Origin of the sequence: Nocardioides sp. OK12, from assembly GCF_024341885.1 — a bacterium.
GTDB lineage: Bacteria > Actinomycetota > Actinomycetes > Propionibacteriales > Nocardioidaceae > Nocardioides > Nocardioides marinisabuli.
In genome coordinates, this window is the sequence record NZ_BNET01000005.1 from 387,764 (window position 1) to 404,148 (window position 16,385).

Below are 16,385 nucleotides of genomic sequence, written 5' to 3' on the forward strand. Positions count from 1 at the left end.
CCTTCCCCCGATGCACGAACCGCGCACCGACCTCCCCGCCGGCCCGCTCGCCGGGCGGCACGTCGTCCTGCTGAGCTGGCGCGACACCGCCAACCCCGAGGGCGGGGGCGCCGAGCGCTACCTGGAGAAGATGGCGGCCGGCCTCGTCGAGCGCGGCTGCACCGTGACGATCTTCTGCGCCGCCCACGCCGCGGCCGCCCCCGAGGAGACCATCGACGGGGTGCGCTTCGTGCGTCGCGGCACCAAGCTCAGCGTCTACGCGCAGGGCATCCGGGCGCTGCGCCGCGGCGACCTCGACGGTCCGCACGGCCCGCCCGACGTGGTGGTCGACGTGCAGAACGGGCTGCCCTTCTTCTCCCGGCTGGTCACCCGGCGACCGGTGGTGGTGCTGGTGCACCACGTCCACCGCGAGCAGTGGCCGGTCGTCTACCCCGGCCGGCCCGGGCGCGTGGGCTGGTGGATCGAGCGGCGCCTGGCGCCGTGGCTCTACCGCCGCGACCAGTACGTCGCCGTCTCGAGCGCGACGCGCGACGAGCTGGCCGAGCTGGGGGTGGACCCTGCGCGCACTGCGGTGGTGCACAACGGCACCGACCCCTACGTGCACGTCGCGCCCGGCAAGAGCCCCACCCCGATGGTCGCGGTGGTCGGTCGGCTGGTGCCGCACAAGCAGGTCGAGCACGCGATCGACGCCGTGCTGGCGCTGCGCGGGCGCTTCCCCGGCCTGCGGCTGCACGTCGTGGGCTCGGGCTGGTGGGAGGCCGAGCTGCACGCCTACGCGACGGCGCACGGCGCCGGCGACAGCGTGGTGTTCGAGGGCCATGTCGAGGAGGAGCACAAGCACGAGGTCTACGAGCGGGCCTGGGTCCTGGCGCTGCCGTCGCTGAAGGAGGGCTGGGGCCTGGTCATCGGCGAGGCCGGCATGCACACCACCCCCACCGTTGCATACCGCTCCGCGGGGGGCACCCAGGAGTCGGTCGTCGACGGCACGTCGGGCGTGCTGGTCGACGACCAGGCGAGCTTCACCACGACGCTGGGTCGGCTGCTCGACGACGCGACGCTGCGCGAGCAGCTCGGACGCGGGGCCCTGGAGCAGAGCCACCGCTTCACGTGGACGCGGGCGCAGCAGTCGTTCGCCGACGTGCTGGTGGAGGTGCTGTCGGGCCGGCGCGTGGCCGGCTCCGACTAGCGGACCGCTCGAGCCGAGGCTCGCTCAGCCGTTGGTGCCGTACTGGACGACCGGCTGGTTGACGTTCGCCGGGGACTCGCCCTGGGTGCCGGTGTTGGCGTTGACCAGACCGACGACCGTCACGGCGGCGATGGTGCCACCGACCACGGTGGTGGCGACGGTGGTGACGACGGCGGAGATACCGCCACTGAGAAGTGCAGACACAGTTGACCCTCCCTCAAAGGTGAGAGGAGATTAGCAGCGTCATGTGCGTTTGTGACGAATTGTTGACTCATCGGTAACGAGTGGCGCGCATACTCCGCCCGCCGCGCCACGCGGCGAGGCCCAGCACGGCCAGCCAGGCCGCCCAGCCGGCCGCCGTCGCCGCCGCCCGGGCCCGCGGCACCGCGGGTTCGCGGACCTCTGCCCCGCCCGGTCCGCCCGCCACCTCGGTCACCACCAGGTCCTCGGCCAGCAGCTGGGAGCCCGCCACCTCGACCGCGTCCGCGTCGTCGCCGCCGGGGGCGGTGCGGTCGCGCACCACGACCCCGATCCCGATCCGCGCCAGCGCGCTCGACCGCGCGACGGGGTCGGGCTCGGCCAGGGCCTCGCGCGCCTGCACCACGCGGGGGTCCTCCCCCGCGACCACGACCCCCGAGACCACGAGCTCGTCGCTGGCCACGTGGTCGCGTCCCAGGTAGCGCCCGACCGGGTCGAGGACGGTGCGCCCGTCGTTCCACGCCGGGGCCCGGAAGCTGCTCAGCGGCAGGACCAGCACGTCACCGGGGCCCGCTTCGGCCACCGCCTCCGCGGCCCGCTCGTACGACGCCGGGTAGGCGACCGCCTCGAGACGCCCGCCCAGCCCCCAGGCGACGTCGGGCAGCACCGTGACGGGCCAGACCACGAGCACCGCGCCGACGACGAACCGCGGCAGCCCCGGCACCGGGCCCGGCCACGCCCGGGCGACCAGGGCCCGGACCTCCACGACGCCCTGCGCGGCGACCCCGACCAGCAGCGGGGCGCACAGCACGAGGATGCGTGCGCCGTCGCGGACGACGCCGGCGCCCGGCACCGCGGCGGCCAGCGCACCCACCGCCCCCGGCGCGGCCCACGTCAGCACCGCCGTCCCCCAGCCGACCAGCCACAGCACCACCAGCCCACCGGCCTCGCGGGCGCCGACCCGCTGCCACCAGCCCCGCCACCCCAGCGCCACGAGGAGCACCAGCAGGCCGGTCGTCACCCACGCGGCCGCCCCGGCGCGCGAGCCGGGCAGCACCTCGGAGTTCCAGGCCCCGCCCAGCCCCAGCGCGGCCAGCGGCCCCGGCAGGGAGCCCTCGTCGGCCAGCGCGAAGACCGCGGCGCCGGCCGGGTCGCTGAGGGCGGCCCCCGCGTGCAGCAGCCCGGCCACCAGCCACGGGGCGTTGGCCGCCACCGCCACCGCGACCACCCGGGAGACCTGGGCCGCCTCCGGGCGGGTGGCCAGCACCAGCAGGACCAGCGCCGTGGCCAGCCCCGCGCTCGCGCTCAGGCTCGCGACCAGCACCAGCAGCGGCAGCACCGCCGGCGCCCGCCCCTCGGTGCGCCAGCGCCGGGCCGCGCCCACCAGCCACGGGAGGGCGGCGTACCCCAGCAGCACCGGCCAGTGGCCCAGGCCCAGCCGCTCGGCGACGAACGGGTTCCACTGCCACAGCGTCACCGCTGCCAGCGCGCCCACCAGGCTGTCCCGCGGGGCCAGCCGGGCCGCGCCGAGGCCGCCGACGACCAGCGAGCCCAGCAGCACGAGCTTCTGCAGCACCATGCCCGGCACGACCTCGTCGAGCACGGCCACGACCGCGTCGGAGGGCACCGCGCGCGGCAGGCCGCTGCCGGTGCCCAGCGCGTCGGGGCGCAGCGCCAGGTCGGGGACCCAGACCATGTCGTAGGTCAGCACGAACCCGGAGGCCAGCGCGGGCCCGAGCAGCAGCAGCGCCAGCAGCACCGACCAGGCCGGCACCACCAGACCGCGCCACCGAGCCAGCTCCACCGGCGAAGGAAACCACACCCGGACCCACCGGTGCGGCCGAAGTTGTTCGCGCGAACGCACGCTGACCTACTCTCGACCCGTGACGAGCACCACCGAGGACGCGCCGAGCGGTCCCGCCGACCCCGGCGCGGGGGCCCCGGGCCGCACCGGCCTGCGCGCGCTGCTGCGCGGCAGCGCCGGCATCGCGGTGGCCATGGGCGTGATGAACGTGGCCACCTACGCGTTCCAGATGATCTCGGCCCGCCTGCTCGGCCCGGCCGACTACGGCGTGCTCGCCCCGCTGATGGCGCTGCTGATGGTGGTCGCGGTGCTCCAGCTGGGGCTGCAGGCCACCGGCGCGCGGCGGATCTCGGCCGACCCCGACCACGTCGCCCAGATCGAGCGCGTCGTGCTGGCCGTCACCTACCGCGCCGCCCTCGGGCTGGGCGCGCTGATGCTGCTGCTCTCGCCGGTGGTGATGGTGGTGCTGCGCCTCGACAGCGTGCTGCCCGCCGTGCTGCTCGCGATCAGCGCGGTGCCGCTCACGGTGATGGGCGGCCAGGCCGGCATCCTGCAGGGCGAGCGCCGCTGGCTGCCCCTGGGGATGGTCTACCTCGGCATGGGTGTGCCGCGGGTCGTCGTCGGCACGCTGTGCCTGCTCGTCTCCCCCACCGAGACCGCCGCCATGCTGGGGGTGATGCTGGCGATGTTCGTGCCGGCCGTCATCGGCTACGTCGCGCTGCGCCGCCCGCGCGACGAGGCGGCCCACAGCGAGGTCCACGCGCCGCGGCCGGTCGCGGGCGAGGCGGTCACCGCCTCGCTGGCCCTGCTGGCCTTCTTCGTGCTCTCCAACGCCGACATCGTGGTCGCGCGCAACGTGCTCGACGACCACGACGCCGGCCTCTACGCCGCCGGGCTGATCCTCACCAAGGCGGTGCTCTTCCTGCCCCAGTTCGTCGTGGTGGTGGCCTTCCCGTCGATGTCGACGGTCGAGGAGCGCCGCCTCGCGCTGCTGCGCAGCCTCGCGCTGGTGGCCGTCCTCGGCGTCGTCGCCACGCTCGGCGCGTGGCTGCTCAGCGGCCTGGCCATGGTCTTCGTCGGCGGCCAGGAGTACGTCGACGTGCAGTCGCGCCTGTGGCTCTTCGCCGTCGTCGGCACCCTGCTGGCGATGCTCCAGCTGCTGGTCTACTCGGTGCTGGCCCGCCAGGGCACCCGCTCGGCGTACCTGGTCTGGCTGGCGGTGCTGGTGCTGGTGGCGCTCGCGGCCTCCACCAGCGCGCTGAGCTCGCTGGTGCTGGTGGTGATCGCGGTCGACGCGACCCTCTTCACCGCCCTGCTGGCGCTGAGCCTGCACCGCCTGCGCGACCCGGCCTGAATCTCACGCCGAGCCGGCCCGAACCGGAGCGCCCGGCACGGCTCAGTGCGCGGCCTCGTGCCAGCTGCGCCCGGTGCCCACCGAGACGTCGAGCGGCACGGTGAGGTCGGCGGCGGCGCCCATCTCCCTGCGCACGAGGGCCTCGAGCGCCTCCCGCTCGCCGGGGGCCACCTCGAGGACGAGCTCGTCGTGGACCTGCAGCAGCATCCGCGAGGCCAGCCCCGTCTCGTCGATGGCCCGCTGCACACGCAGCATCGCGATCTTGATCAGGTCGGCCGCCGAGCCCTGGATCGGGGCGTTGAGCGCCATCCGCTCCGCCATCTCGCGGCGCTGGCGGTTGTCGCTGGTCAGGTCGGGCAGGTAGCGGCGCCGGCCCTCGATGGTCTCGGTGTAGCCGGTGCGCCGCGCCTCGTCGACGATCCCCCCGAGGTAGTCCCGGATGCCGCCGAAGGTCTCGAAGTACTCGTCCATGAGCCCGCGGGCCTCGGCCGGCTCGATGCCGAGCTGCTGGCCCAGGCCGAAGGCCGAGAGCCCGTAGGCCAGGCCGTAGTTCATCGCCTTGATCTTGGCGCGCTCCTCGGTGCCGACCTCCTCGGCGGGGATGTCGAAGACCCGCGCCGCGGTGATCGAGTGGAAGTCACGACCCGAGCGGAACGCCTCGATCAGCAGGGCGTCCTCGGAGAGGTGCGCCATGATCCGCATCTCGATCTGGCTGTAGTCGGCCGTCATCAGCGACTCGTGGCCCTCGCCGACGACGAAGGCCTCGCGGATGCGGCGCCCCTCCTCGGTGCGCACCGGGATGTTCTGCAGGTTCGGGTCGGTGCTGGAGAGCCGACCCGTGGCCGCGATGGTCTGGTTGAAGGTCGTGTGGATGCGCCCGTCTGAGGCGACGGTCTTGAGCAGCCCCTCGATGGTCTGGCGCAGCCGGATCACGTCGCGGTGGCGCAGCAGGTGCAGCAGGAACGGGTGCTCGGTCTTGACGTAGAGCGACTGCAGCGCGTCGGCGTCGGTGGTGTAGCCGGTCTTGGTGCGCTTGGTCTTGGGCATCGCCAGCTCGTCGAAGAGCACCACCTGCAGCTGCTTGGGCGAGCCGAGGTTGATCTCCTTGCCGATGACGGCGTACGCCGCCTCCGCGGCCGCGCGCACCTCGCCGGCGAAGTGCGACTCCAGCGACTCGAGGTGCTCGCTGTCCACGGCGATGCCGGTGGCCTCCATGCGGGCCAGCAGGTGCACCAGCGGCAGCTCGACCTTGGCCAGCAGCTCGGTGCCGCCGTGCTCGGCGACCGCGCCGTCGAGCGCCTCGGCGAGGTCGAGCACGGCGCGCGCGTGCAGCATCGCGGTGTGCGCGGCCGAGTCGCCGGCGCCTTCCAGACCGGAGTCGAGCCCGGCGTCGAGGGTGTCGAGGCTCAGCTGGCCGTCGTCGGCGCCGCCCTGCTTGAGCTCGCGCTTGAGGTAGCGCAGGACCAGGTCGGCGAGGTCGTAGGAGCGCTGGTCGGGGCGCACCAGGTAGGCCGCGAGCGCCGTGTCGGACTGCAGGCCCTCCAGCGCCCACCCGCGTGCGGCGAGCGCCAGCATCGGCCCCTTCGCGTCGTGCAGCACCTTGGGCCGCGCGGGGTCGGCCAGCCAGGCCGCGACGGCAGCGTCGTCGTCGGGCGTGACCTCCGCGGCGTCGAACCAGGCCGCCGTGCCGTCGTCGGCCGCGAGGGCCAGCGAGTGCACCTCGCCGCTGCCGGCCCGCCAGGTGCCCTGCACCGTGACCCCGACCCGCTCGACGGCGTGCTCGGCCAGCCAGGCCGCCACCTCGCCGGGGGCCAGCCGGGCGCCCTCGAGCTCGAAGCCGTCGCCCTCGACGACCTCCTCGGAGCTGAGGGTCTCGAAGAGCCGGTCGCGCAGCACCCGGAACTCCAGGCCGTCGAAGAGCGTGTGCACCTCTTGGCGGTCCCACGGCCGCAGCGCCAGGTCGCCGGGACCCAGGTCGAGGTCGAGGTCGCGCACCAGCGCGTTGAGGCGCCGGTTGCGCAGCACGTCGCCGAGGTGCTCGCGCAGCGCCTCGCCCTTCTTGCCGGTGATCTTGTCGGCGTGGGTGATGACGTTGTCGAGGCCGTCGTAGGTGTTGATCCACCGGGCCGCGAAGCCCTGGCCGACGCCCGGCACGCCGGGCAGGTTGTCGGAGGTCTCCCCCACGATCGCGGCCAGCTCGGGGTAGCGCTCGGGCGGCACGCCGTACTTGGTCTCGACCGCCTCGGGCGTCATCCGCGCCAGGTCGGAGACGCCGCGCATCGGGTAGAGCACCGTGGAGCGCTCGGTGACCAGCTGCAGGGAGTCGCGGTCGCCGGTGAGGATCAGCACCTCCATCTCGGGGTCCTGGGCCAGGGCCTGGGTGACGAGGGTGGCGATGATGTCGTCGGCCTCGTAGCCGTCCTTCTTCAGGAACGGGATGCGCAGCGCGTCGAGCACCTCCTCGATCAGCGGCAGCTGGCTGGAGAACTCGCCGGGGGTCTTGGCCCGCTTGGCCTTGTACTCGGAGTACTCCGCCATCCGGAAGGTCTGGCGCGAGACGTCGAAGGCGACGCCCACGTGCGTGGGCTGCTCGTCGCGCAGCACGTTGATGAGCATCGAGGTGAAGCCGTACACCGCGTTGGTGTGCTGACCGGTCGAGGTCGAGAAGTTCTCCACCGGGAGCGCGAAGAAGGCCCGGTAGGCCAGGGAGTGGCCGTCCAGGAGGAGCAGCCGCGGGCGGGCGGGCGAGGTCGTCTCGGGCACGGGGCGACCCTAGCCGCTGCCGCCGACGCCGCCTCGATAGGTTGTGGCCATGAGCGAGACGGGTGCCGGCGCCGGCGCGCAGATGGACGTGGAGCAGTACGTCGCGATGATGCCCCAGGGCATGGGCGGGCTGAACGAGAAGATGGGCGTCGAGCTCGTCGAGGTCTCCACCGAGCGGGTCGTGGCGACCATGCCGGTCGAGGGCAACACCCAGCCCTACGGCCTGCTGCACGGCGGCGCCTCGGTGGTGCTGGCCGAGACGCTCGGCTCGATCGGCTCCGCGCTGCACGCCCACCCCGACCGGGTCGCGGTCGGTGTCGACATCAACGCCACCCACCACCGCTCGGCCACCGGCGGCACCGTCACCGGTGTCGCCACCCCGGCCCACCTCGGGCGCACCAGCGCCACGTGGGACGTCGTGATCACCGACGAGCGCGGCAAGCGCGTGTGCACCTCGCGGATCACCTGCTCGCTGGTGCCGCGCGAGCGCGTCGGTCTCTAGCCGGCACCCTGCTGGCGGCGCAGGGAGCGCCGCGCGGCCAGCATCTGCCCGCGCGCCGAGCGGCTGCGGTCGCAGGCCGGGCGCTGCGCCTCGACCTTGGCACGCATCGCCGGCGTCGCGGCCACGCGCAGCACGGCCTGCGGACGCAGCGCCAGGCGGGCCATGAACCGGTTGGCGTCGCGCGAGCCCGCCGACGCGGCGGTCACCACGTGGGGGATGCCCAGGTCCTCGGCCCAGGCGACAGCGGCCTCGACCAGGGTGCGGCCCACGCCGTGGCGGCGCAGGTGGGCCACGACCGTGGGCGTCCAGCACTGCACCACGGGCTCGAGGTTGGTCGGGCTCAGCGTGGCCACGCGCAGCAGCACCGCACCCGCGGGGCGGCCGTCGTGCTCGGCGACCAGCAGCCGCTGCTCGGGCGAGGCGGCGGCCTCCTTGATGACCCGCTCGAGGTCGGCGACCTGCTCCTCGCGGTCGCCACGCCGCAGGTGCTCGGCCCACAGCTCGGCCAGGAACAGCGCGTCCTGCTCGCTCGCAGAACGCAGGGTGATCGAGCTCCGACTCATCCCGCACGCCCCTCCGGACCGCCGCACACCTGTGGCGCCCACGTGGGCGCCCCCGACCGGGCGAGACTACGCTCCTGCAGGCCGTGCTGTCGCATGGACGAGACCACTTTTAATCCTGCCCGGACGCCGGGCCGACGTCCGCCCGAGGATCGCGTTGAACCCGTTGCTGCTCCTGCCGCTCCCGCTGCTGGTCCCAGGGGTGGGCACGGCCGTCAACGTCGTCACGGTGCTGATCGGCTGCGTGCTGGGCGTGCTGCTGGGCCACCGGCTGCCCGAGCGCACCCGTGAGCTGGTGACCGACGGGCTCGGCCTGGTCACGCTGCTGATCGCCGCGACGGCCGCGGTCGAGGTCCTCTCCCCCGCGCTGGCCGCCGAGGTGGGCGACAGCGCGCCCATGCTGATCGTGCTCGGCTCGGTCCTGCTGGGCGGGATCGCGGGCTCGCTGCTGCGCCTCGAGCAGCGTGTCGAGGGGCTGGGCCGGTGGCTGCAGCGGCGGATGGCCGGCGGTGCCGGCTCCGTGGACCGGCAGCGCTTCGTCGAGGGCTTCGTCATCGCCTCCCTGGTCTTCTGCACCGGGCCGCTGACGATCCTGGGCTCCCTCAACGACGGGCTCGGCAACGGCGCCGACCAGCTCTTCCTCAAGTCCGTGCTCGACGGCTTCGCCGCGATCGCGTTCGCTGCCTCCTTCGGCTGGGGGGTCGCGGCCTCGGTGCTCACCATCGTGGTCGTGCAGGGCGGGCTGACCCTGGCGGGGCTCGGGCTGGGCGACCTGTTGCCCGACGCGCACCTGGCGGCGGTCACCGCGGTGGGCGGCCTGGTGCTCGTCGGCGTGGCGCTGCGCCTGCTGCGCATCCGCGAGGTGGCGGTCTCGGACCTGCTGCCGGCCCTGCTGGTGGCCCCCCTGCTGGTGCAGGTGGCCGCCGCCGTCCGGTGACGGTGTTCCCCCGATCACGTCACGATTCGGCAACGCTCCTCCGGTGTGCCACGACTCACACCCTGCTGGGTCTACCGTGACCGTGCTGCGCCCAACCTCCGGGGGTCGGGCACCGGTGAAGGCACTCACACCTGAGGAAAGGGTTCACCACGTGAATCGATCGACGACATCCCACTGGGTCAAGCTCATGGCCGGCACCGCCGCCCTCGGCCTGGTGCTGACCGCCTGCGGTTCGGAGGACTCCGACACGGAGGCCACCGAGACCGAGACCACCAGCGAGGCGAGCGACTCGGCGGCTCCTGCTGACGACGAGTTCACCAACGACGAGTGCGCCGACGGCTCCTCGAACGCTGACACCTTCAAGGCCGGCGGCATCCTGCCGCTGACCGGCAACCTCGCGTTCCTCGGCCCGCCCGAGGTCGCCGGCGTCGGGATGGCCGTCTCCGACATCAACGCCGCCGGTGGCGTCAACGGCGCGCCGGCCTGCCACCAGATCGAGGACTCCGGTGACACCACCGACCTGTCCATCAGCACCGCCTCGGCGCGCAAGCTGATCCAGGACGAGGCCTCGGTCGTCATCGGTGCGGCCTCCTCCAGCGTCTCGCTGAACTTCGTGGACCGCCTCACCGCCGCCAAGGTCACCCAGGTCTCCCCCGCGAACACCGCGGTCGACCTGAGCGGCTACAGCGACTTCTACTTCCGCACCGCCCCGCCGGACGGCATCCAGGGCAACGCCCTCGGTTCGCTGATCTCCTCCGACGGCTTCCAGAAGATCGCCTTCATCGTCTTCTCCGACACCTACGGCACGGGTCTGCGTGACGTGGTCCAGGAGACCGTCGAGGCCGGCGGTGGCGAGTGCACCTACGGCTGCAAGGGCGACGGCGACGAGTTCCCGGCCGGTCAGACGACCTTCTCCTCGGAGGTCTCCGCGGCCGTCAACTCCAACCCCGACGCGATCGTGATCCTCGCCTTCGACGAGACCAAGGCCATCGTGCCCGAGCTCGCCTCGACCGGTTGGGACATGTCGGCGACCTACTTCTCCGACGGCAACACCGCCGACTACTCGGAGGACTTCGAGGAGGGCACCCTCACCGGCGCCCAGGGCACCATCCCCGGTGCCGACGCGGCCCAGGACTTCAAGGACCGCCTGGTCGCCTGGAACGAGTTCGCCTTCGGTGACGGCCTGACCGACTTCGCGTACGCCGCCGAGTCCTACGACGCCACCATCCTCGCGGCCCTCGCGGCCTACAAGGGCGGTGCGACCGACTCCGAGACCGTGCAGCAGAACTTCGCTGCCGTGTCGGGCGCCACCGACGGCGAGGAGTGCACCTCCTACGCCGAGTGCACCGAGATGCTCGACGAGGGCAACGAGATCCGCTACGTCGGCCCCTCGGGCATCGGCCCGATCGACGAGGAGAACGACCCGTCCTCCGCGTTCGTCGGCATCTACACCTTCAACGACCAGAACAAGAACGAGCTGACCGCCACGGTCGAGGGCCAGAAGCAGTCCTGACCCCCTGACGCTCGTACGACGAGGGCCCCGCACCGAACCTGGTGCGGGGCCCTTCGTCGTCCCCAGCGGTGCCCCAGCAACCGTTCCTCACCCCTCCTCGGTTGCTGGCGCACCGCTGACCCGGCGGCACGTCGCCCAGCGGTGCGCTGACGACCGGACCCGTCAGCAGGCCGGTTGCCGACGCACCGCCCTCGTGCCCGCGGCTCGCTGCCCGCTGCGGCGCACGGGAGCGCCGCCTGCCGCCGCCGGTGCGGCCCGGGAACAGGAACGGGGGGCGTGCCCGGGTGCGGACGTGCGAACGGCCCCGGACCAGTGGTCCGGGGCCGTCCGACGTACGTCGTGCGGTGCGCGAGCGCGCTACTCCTTGCCGACCTCCTTGGCCAGCGTGCCCAGGTAGAGCTCGATGACCTTGGGGTCGTTGGCCAGCTCGCGGCCGCCGCCGGTGTAGGCGTCACGGCCCTGGTCGAGCACGTAGCCGCGGTCGCAGACCTGCAGGCAGCGGCGTGCGTTCTGCTCGACCATGACCACGCACACGCCGGTCTTGTTGATCTGGCGGGTGCGGATGAACGTCTCGTCCTGGCGCACCGGCGAGAGGCCGGCGGAGGGCTCGTCGAGCAGCAGCACCGACGGCTCCATCATCAGGGCGCGGGCCATGGCCAGGGACTGCCGCTCGCCACCCGACAGGGCGCCGGCGCTGCGGTCCTTGCGCTCGTGCAGGTTGGGGAACAGGTCCCACATCGCGTCGAGGCGCTCGCGCAGCTTCTTGGGGCGCAGGAAGATCCCCATCCGCAGGTTCTCCTGGATGGTCAGCGACGGGAAGACGTTCTCCGTCTGCGGCACGAAGCCGACGCCCATCTGCACCAGCTGGTTGGCGCGCATGTTGGTGATGTCGCGCTCGCCCAGGTGCACGGTGCCGGAGTGGATCTTCACCAGCCCGAACATCGCCTTGAGCAGGGTCGACTTGCCGGCACCGTTGGGGCCGATGATGCCGATCATCTCGCCGGGGTAGGCGGTGAGGCTGCACCCGTTGAGGATGTTGACGCCGGGCAGGTACCCGGCGACCAGGTCCTTGGCCTCGACCACGGGCCGCGAGCCGGCAGGCACGCCCGGCGGCAGCTCGGCGTTCGTCTGGGTGGTCATCGCTTCCCCTTGTCCGCGTCCCGTCGGGCCGCCTCTTCCTCGTCGGCCTCGTGGTGCAGCTCCTTGACGACCTCGTCGCTGAGCAGGTCGTCGTCGCCCAGGTCGGTGTCGTGGTGCGCACCGAGGTAGGCGTCGATCACCGCGGGGTTGGCCATCACGGTGTCGGCCGGACCCTCGGCGACGATGCGGCCCTCGGCCATCACCACGACCCAGTCGGAGATGTGCTGCACGACGTGCATGTCGTGCTCGACGAACAGCACGGTCATGCCCTCGTCGCGCAGGCTCTGGATGTGGCCGAGCAGCGACTGGGTCAGGGCCGGGTTCACGCCGGCCATCGGCTCGTCGAGCATGATCATGGTCGGGTCGGTCATCAGCGCCCGGGCCATCTCGAGGAGCTTGCGCTGACCGCCGGAGAGGCTGCCCGCGTAGTCGTCCTTCTTCTCCAGCAGCTTGAAGCGGGCCAGCAACTCCTCGGCCTTGGCCCGCACCTCGCCCTCCTGGGAGTGCCACAGCGGCTTGAACATGGCCTTGGCCAGGCTCTCGCCGGTCTGGTCCTTGGCCCCCAGCATCATGTTGTCCATCACCGTCATCCGGCTCAGCGCCTTGGTGAGCTGGAAGGTGCGCACCATGCCGGCCTTGGCCACCTTGGGCGCCGAGGTCTTGTCGAGCTTGGCCCCGTTGAAGGACCAGTGGGCGCCCTTGCCGGCCGACGAGGGCTTGTCGAAGCCGGTGATGAGGTTGAAGAACGTCGTCTTGCCGGCGCCGTTGGGGCCGATCAGCGCGGTGATCAGGCCGCGCTGGACCTCGAGGTGCTCGACGTCGACCGCGGTGATGCCACCGAAGTGCCGGGTGATGCGGTCGACGGTCAGGATCGGGTCGGGCTTGGCCGCGCCCGGCTCCTGGACGACGCCGCTCATCAGGGCCCGACGCTCGGCCGGGTCCGCGAGGCCTCCAGGGCCGGTGGCCGTGGCGGTCGCGTGCGGGTTGGTCGTGGGCTCAGACATGGAAGCGCAGCTCTCTCTTGTTACCAAGGATGCCTTGTGGTCGGAAGATCACCAGCAGCACCAACGCCACACCGACGACGACGTAGGAGAACTGCTCGGTCTGCTGGGTGCTCATGATGCTGTTGGGCACGTAGGCGCCCGACAGCTCGCGCACCAGGATGCGGGCGGAGAAGAAGATGATCGAGCCCAGGACCGGGCCGAAGATCGTCGCGGCGCCACCGAGCAGCAGTGCGGTGTAGGCGAAGAACGTCAGCTGGCGACCCATCGAGTCGGCCTGCACCGAACCGGTCAGCACGTAGACCATGCCGCCGAGCGCACCGAACATGCCGCCGATGATCAGCGCCTGCATCTTGATCGCGAACACGTTCTTGCCGAGGCTGCGCATGGCCTCCTCGTCCTCGCGGATGCCGCGCAGGAGGCGGCCCCAGGGGCTGCGCACCAGCAGGAAGACGATGATGCACGAGACGCCGACCAGCGACCAGGCGACGACGCGCACCCACCAGCCGTCCACGCTGGTGCGGGGTTCGGTCTGCGGGAAGGAGAAGAACAGCGCCAGGAACAGCACCACGCCGAGGGCGGCCATGATGAGCTTCGGGGTGGCGGTGGTGCCCACCTTGGGGGCCTCGCCGTCAGCCGCCTTCATCCGCTTGGCGATCACCACGATGCCGGCGATCGCGGCCACGGCCACCAGCAGGCCCACGACCCGGAGGGCCGCACCGCCGCCGGCGTCGCGGTAGTTCAGGGGCAGCAGGTCGAAGCTGCCGCTGCCGAAGAAGGACAGGTCCATGAAGGGACCCTGGTAGTCCTTGCCGAAGATGCCCTGCGAACCACCGGTGAAGTCCTCGAACGCGGCCAGCCGGCCGGTGTAGCGGATGATCTCCGCCGCCGAGATCGTCACGATGGCCAGGTAGTCGCCTCGTAGCTTCAACGTGGGCAGACCCAGGATCAGCGAGAACAGCACCGAGACGACCAGCCCGATCAGCACGGCGACGGCCAGCGGGATGTCGTAGGTGATCGAGATGGCCATGCCGTAGGCACCGAGCAGCATGTAGCCGGCCTGGCCGATGTTGAGCAGGCCGGTGAAGCCGAAGTGGATGTTCAGGCCGATGACGGCGATGGCGACCGCCGCGGTGTCGGGCGAGATGGCCTCGCCGACCACGGCATCGAGGATTCCGAGGAACTCGTTCATCTGCAGGCTCCTTCTCAGCCGACTCGGACGGCGCGTCCGAGCAGGCCCTGGGGCCTGACCATCAGCAGCAGGATGAGGATGACCAGCGCCACCGCGTACTTGAGGTCACCGGGCGCGCCCAGCGGCCCGGCGAGCTCCACGACGAGACCGATGATGATGGCGCCGACGAAGGCGCCGAAGGCGGTGCCGAGACCGCCCAGCGTCACCGCCGCGAAGAGCAGCAGCAGGATCTGCATGCCGGTGTCCCAGCGGATGCCGTTGCTGACCACCAGCGCGTAGAAGACACCGCCGAGGCCGGCGAGGCCGGTGGCGGCGATCCACACGAGGCGGATGATCCGGTCGACGTCGATGCCGGAGGCCGCGGCGAGCGCGGGGTTGTCGGAGACCGCGCGGGTGGCCTGGCCGATGCGGGTGCGCAGCAGCACGAAGCCGACGACCGCGATCGCGACGAGCGAGACGCCCATGGCCACGAAGGACATGTCGGTCATCCGCACCGGGCCGATCTCGACCACGTCGAAGGTGCGCACGACGACCTTCTGCTGCGAGGCGCCGACGAAGAACTGGAAGGCGTACTGGGCCGCGAGCGCCAGACCGATCGTCACGATCATCATCTGGGTCAGGCCGAGCCCGCGCCGTCGTAGTGGTTGCCACATCAGGCGGTCCTGCACGTAGCCGGTGCTGCCGCAGATGAGCGTGGTCAGCAGGATGCCCAGCCACAGGTTCAGGCCGGCGACGTTGACCAGGCCGTAGGCCACCATGCCGCCCAGCGTCACCTGCTCGGCGTGCGAGAAGCTGGACAGGCCGGTCGTCCCGTAGATCAGCGACAGACCGACCGAGGCCAGGGCGAGCAGCAGCCCCAGGCGCAGGCCCTGGGCGATGCTCTGCACGATCTGGTCGCCGAAGCCGGCGCCGTCGGCGTCGTAGTCGACCGAGCGGACCTCGAGGTCGGGAGCGGTGGTGCGACCCAGCTTCACCGGGACGCGGATGCTGCCGTCGTCCTCCTGGAAGCGCGGGGCCGGCGGGATGATCTCGACGTCGTCGGGCAGCGACTCGGGGTCGACGAAGAGGAAGTAGTCGCCCGCCTCGGTGACCTGGAAGCTGTACTTGCCGTCGGCGGCGGTCGTGATCGAGTCGACCTCCGTGCCGGCCTCGTCGCGCAGCACCACCTCGGCGCCCTCGACGGGGTTGGTGCGGTTGCCGACCGTGCCGCTGACGCAGGCGCTCTGGCCGGGCTGGGCCAGGCACAGGGTCGCCACGCCGGCGTGGGCCGACGAGGCACCCAGGCCCAGCACGAGCAGGGGGGCCAGCAGCATGCCCAGAAGGGCACCGACCACGGACGTTCGTCGTCGTAGGCCAGGTGGCCTGGGGCAAGCCTTCACGTGCGGTCTCCTCTCGCGCGCCCGGCTGGGCGCCGCCCGGCAGTCTAGGGGCACAGTGAGATCCACCTCACCACAACGCGCGCAACTTCTGGGCGATGCGCGGTGGGATTTACCGCGTCGTGACCGAGCCGAGACCAAGCGCCGTCCTCACTCGGGCTGCTGGTCCTCCTGCGGCACGACCCCGTGCTCGACCACGCCGTCGGCGACCTGGCGCATCGACAGGCGCAGGTCCATCGCCGTCTTCTGGATCCACCGGAAGGCCTCGGGCTCGGAGACGCCGAGCTCGCGCTGGAGCACTCCCTTGGCACGGTCGACGCTCTTGCGGGTCTCGAGCCGGTCGGTCAGCCCCGCGACCTCGGTCTCGAGCGCCTGGACCTCCGCGAAGCGGCTCAGCGCCATCTCGATGGCCGGCACCAGGTCGGTGTGGCTGAACGGCTTGACCAGGTAGGCCATCGCCCCCGCGTCGCGCGCCCGCTCGACGAGCTCGCGCTGCGAGAACGCGGTCAGCACGATCACCGGCGCGATCCGCTGGCGCGCGATGGCCTCGGCGGCCGCGATGCCGTCGAGGACGGGCATCTTGACGTCGAGGATCACCAGGTCGGGGCGGTGCTCCTCGGCGAGCCGGATCGCGGTCTCACCGTCGCCGGCCTGCCCGACGACGTCGAAGCCCTCCTCGGCCAGCATCTCGGCGAGGTCCATGCGGATCAGGACCTCGTCCTCGGCGATGACGACGGTGCGGGAGGTCTCGGTGGGTTCGGGCGATGCGGTGCTGCTCACCCGAGCAGGCTATCCGCGCCGGCCGGTCCGCGCTCCTCAAGGGTGCGGGCGGCACCGCTGTGCGCGGGCGGGGCGGGTT

14 protein-coding genes are annotated in these 16,385 nt (G+C 72.2%); 5 read left to right on the forward strand and 9 right to left on the reverse strand.

From position 1 onward, the window contains the following. Nucleotides 1-10: 10 nt before the first annotated feature. Nucleotides 11-1,186: a glycosyltransferase family 4 protein gene (locus OCU29_RS15045; protein ID WP_261820554.1), complete on the forward strand. Its 1,176-nt coding sequence runs from the start codon at nucleotides 11-13 to the stop codon at nucleotides 1,184-1,186. 24 nt (nucleotides 1,187-1,210) lie between these two features. Here OCU29_RS15045 and OCU29_RS15050 read toward each other — a convergent pair whose 3' ends face one another. Together OCU29_RS15050 and OCU29_RS15055 are read right to left on the reverse strand one after the other, a co-directional pair. Next, entirely contained in the window at nucleotides 1,211-1,390 is a 180-nt protein-coding gene (locus OCU29_RS15050) for a hypothetical protein (RefSeq protein ID WP_261820555.1), read from the reverse strand. Between the two features lie 67 nt (nucleotides 1,391-1,457). Beyond that, entirely contained in the window at nucleotides 1,458-3,188 is a 1,731-nt protein-coding gene (locus OCU29_RS15055) for a hypothetical protein (protein WP_261820556.1), read from the reverse strand. Nucleotides 3,189-3,267: 79 nt separating this feature from the next. On the opposite strand from OCU29_RS15055, the gene OCU29_RS15060 reads away from it, so the two are divergent. Continuing rightward, nucleotides 3,268-4,542, forward strand: a complete 1,275-nt coding sequence (locus OCU29_RS15060) for a lipopolysaccharide biosynthesis protein (RefSeq protein ID WP_261820557.1) — start codon at nucleotides 3,268-3,270, stop codon at nucleotides 4,540-4,542. 42 nt (nucleotides 4,543-4,584) lie between these two features. Here OCU29_RS15060 and polA read toward each other — a convergent pair whose 3' ends face one another. Then, the gene (gene polA / locus OCU29_RS15065; protein WP_261820558.1) at nucleotides 4,585-7,305 is read right to left on the reverse strand and encodes a DNA polymerase I; all 2,721 of its coding nucleotides are present in this window, start codon (nucleotides 7,303-7,305) and stop codon (nucleotides 4,585-4,587) included. 49 nt (nucleotides 7,306-7,354) lie between these two features. Here polA and OCU29_RS15070 point away from each other — a divergent pair, with 49 nt between their 5' ends. Then, on the forward strand, nucleotides 7,355-7,807 hold the full coding sequence (locus OCU29_RS15070; RefSeq protein ID WP_261820559.1) for a hotdog fold thioesterase: 453 nt from the start codon (nucleotides 7,355-7,357) through the stop codon (nucleotides 7,805-7,807). Here the strand turns inward: OCU29_RS15070 and OCU29_RS15075 are convergent. Then, the gene (locus OCU29_RS15075; RefSeq protein WP_179616825.1) at nucleotides 7,804-8,370 is read right to left on the reverse strand and encodes a GNAT family N-acetyltransferase; all 567 of its coding nucleotides are present in this window, start codon (nucleotides 8,368-8,370) and stop codon (nucleotides 7,804-7,806) included. The genes OCU29_RS15070 and OCU29_RS15075 overlap by 4 nt on opposite strands. Before the next feature lie 154 nt (nucleotides 8,371-8,524). Here OCU29_RS15075 and OCU29_RS15080 point away from each other — a divergent pair, with 154 nt between their 5' ends. Both OCU29_RS15080 and OCU29_RS15085 read left to right on the forward strand, forming a co-directional pair. Then, on the forward strand, nucleotides 8,525-9,304 hold the full coding sequence (locus tag OCU29_RS15080) for a DUF554 domain-containing protein (RefSeq protein ID WP_261820560.1): 780 nt from the start codon (nucleotides 8,525-8,527) through the stop codon (nucleotides 9,302-9,304). A 187-nt stretch (nucleotides 9,305-9,491) separates the two neighbouring features. Beyond that, entirely contained in the window at nucleotides 9,492-10,817 is a 1,326-nt protein-coding gene (locus OCU29_RS15085; protein ID WP_179617558.1) for an ABC transporter substrate-binding protein, read from the forward strand. A gap of 357 nt (nucleotides 10,818-11,174) precedes the next feature. Here OCU29_RS15085 and OCU29_RS15090 read toward each other — a convergent pair whose 3' ends face one another. The 5 genes from OCU29_RS15090 to OCU29_RS15110 form a co-directional block, all read right to left on the reverse strand. Next, a complete protein-coding gene (locus tag OCU29_RS15090; protein WP_179616826.1) occupies nucleotides 11,175-11,957 on the reverse strand; it encodes an ABC transporter ATP-binding protein in 783 nt (260 codons plus the stop codon). Further along, nucleotides 11,954-12,961 (reverse strand): ABC transporter ATP-binding protein, encoded by a 1,008-nt coding sequence (locus OCU29_RS15095; protein ID WP_179616827.1) that lies wholly within the window; start codon nucleotides 12,959-12,961, stop codon nucleotides 11,954-11,956. Before OCU29_RS15095 ends, OCU29_RS15090 begins: the two co-directional genes overlap by 4 nt. Next, nucleotides 12,954-14,150 (reverse strand): branched-chain amino acid ABC transporter permease, encoded by a 1,197-nt coding sequence (locus OCU29_RS15100; protein WP_261820561.1) that lies wholly within the window; start codon nucleotides 14,148-14,150, stop codon nucleotides 12,954-12,956. Before OCU29_RS15100 ends, OCU29_RS15095 begins: the two co-directional genes overlap by 8 nt. Before the next feature lie 14 nt (nucleotides 14,151-14,164). Continuing rightward, nucleotides 14,165-15,463, reverse strand: coding sequence for a carboxypeptidase regulatory-like domain-containing protein (locus OCU29_RS15105; RefSeq protein ID WP_261820562.1), 1,299 nt, complete (start codon nucleotides 15,461-15,463; stop codon nucleotides 14,165-14,167). Between the two features lie 213 nt (nucleotides 15,464-15,676). Further along, the gene (locus tag OCU29_RS15110; RefSeq protein ID WP_179616830.1) at nucleotides 15,677-16,306 is read right to left on the reverse strand and encodes an ANTAR domain-containing response regulator; all 630 of its coding nucleotides are present in this window, start codon (nucleotides 16,304-16,306) and stop codon (nucleotides 15,677-15,679) included. Nucleotides 16,307-16,385 lie beyond the last annotated feature (79 nt).

What these genes read in the sequence shown, in the direction of transcription:
- OCU29_RS15045 (WP_261820554.1), top strand. Translation starts at nt 11, where the DNA reads ATGCACGAACCGCGCACCGACCTCCCCGCCGGCCCGCTCGCCGGGCGG.
- OCU29_RS15070 (WP_261820559.1), top strand. Translation starts at nt 7,355, where the DNA reads ATGAGCGAGACGGGTGCCGGCGCCGGCGCGCAGATGGACGTGGAGCAG.
- OCU29_RS15075 (WP_179616825.1), bottom strand. Translation starts at nt 8,370, where the DNA reads ATGAGTCGGAGCTCGATCACCCTGCGTTCTGCGAGCGAGCAGGACGCG.
- OCU29_RS15085 (WP_179617558.1), top strand. Translation starts at nt 9,492, where the DNA reads ATGGCCGGCACCGCCGCCCTCGGCCTGGTGCTGACCGCCTGCGGTTCG.
- OCU29_RS15090 (WP_179616826.1), bottom strand. Translation starts at nt 11,957, where the DNA reads ATGACCACCCAGACGAACGCCGAGCTGCCGCCGGGCGTGCCTGCCGGC.
- OCU29_RS15095 (WP_179616827.1), bottom strand. Translation starts at nt 12,961, where the DNA reads ATGTCTGAGCCCACGACCAACCCGCACGCGACCGCCACGGCCACCGGC.
- OCU29_RS15100 (WP_261820561.1), bottom strand. Translation starts at nt 14,150, where the DNA reads ATGAACGAGTTCCTCGGAATCCTCGATGCCGTGGTCGGCGAGGCCATC.
- OCU29_RS15105 (WP_261820562.1), bottom strand. Translation starts at nt 15,463, where the DNA reads ATGCTGCTGGCCCCCCTGCTCGTGCTGGGCCTGGGTGCCTCGTCGGCC.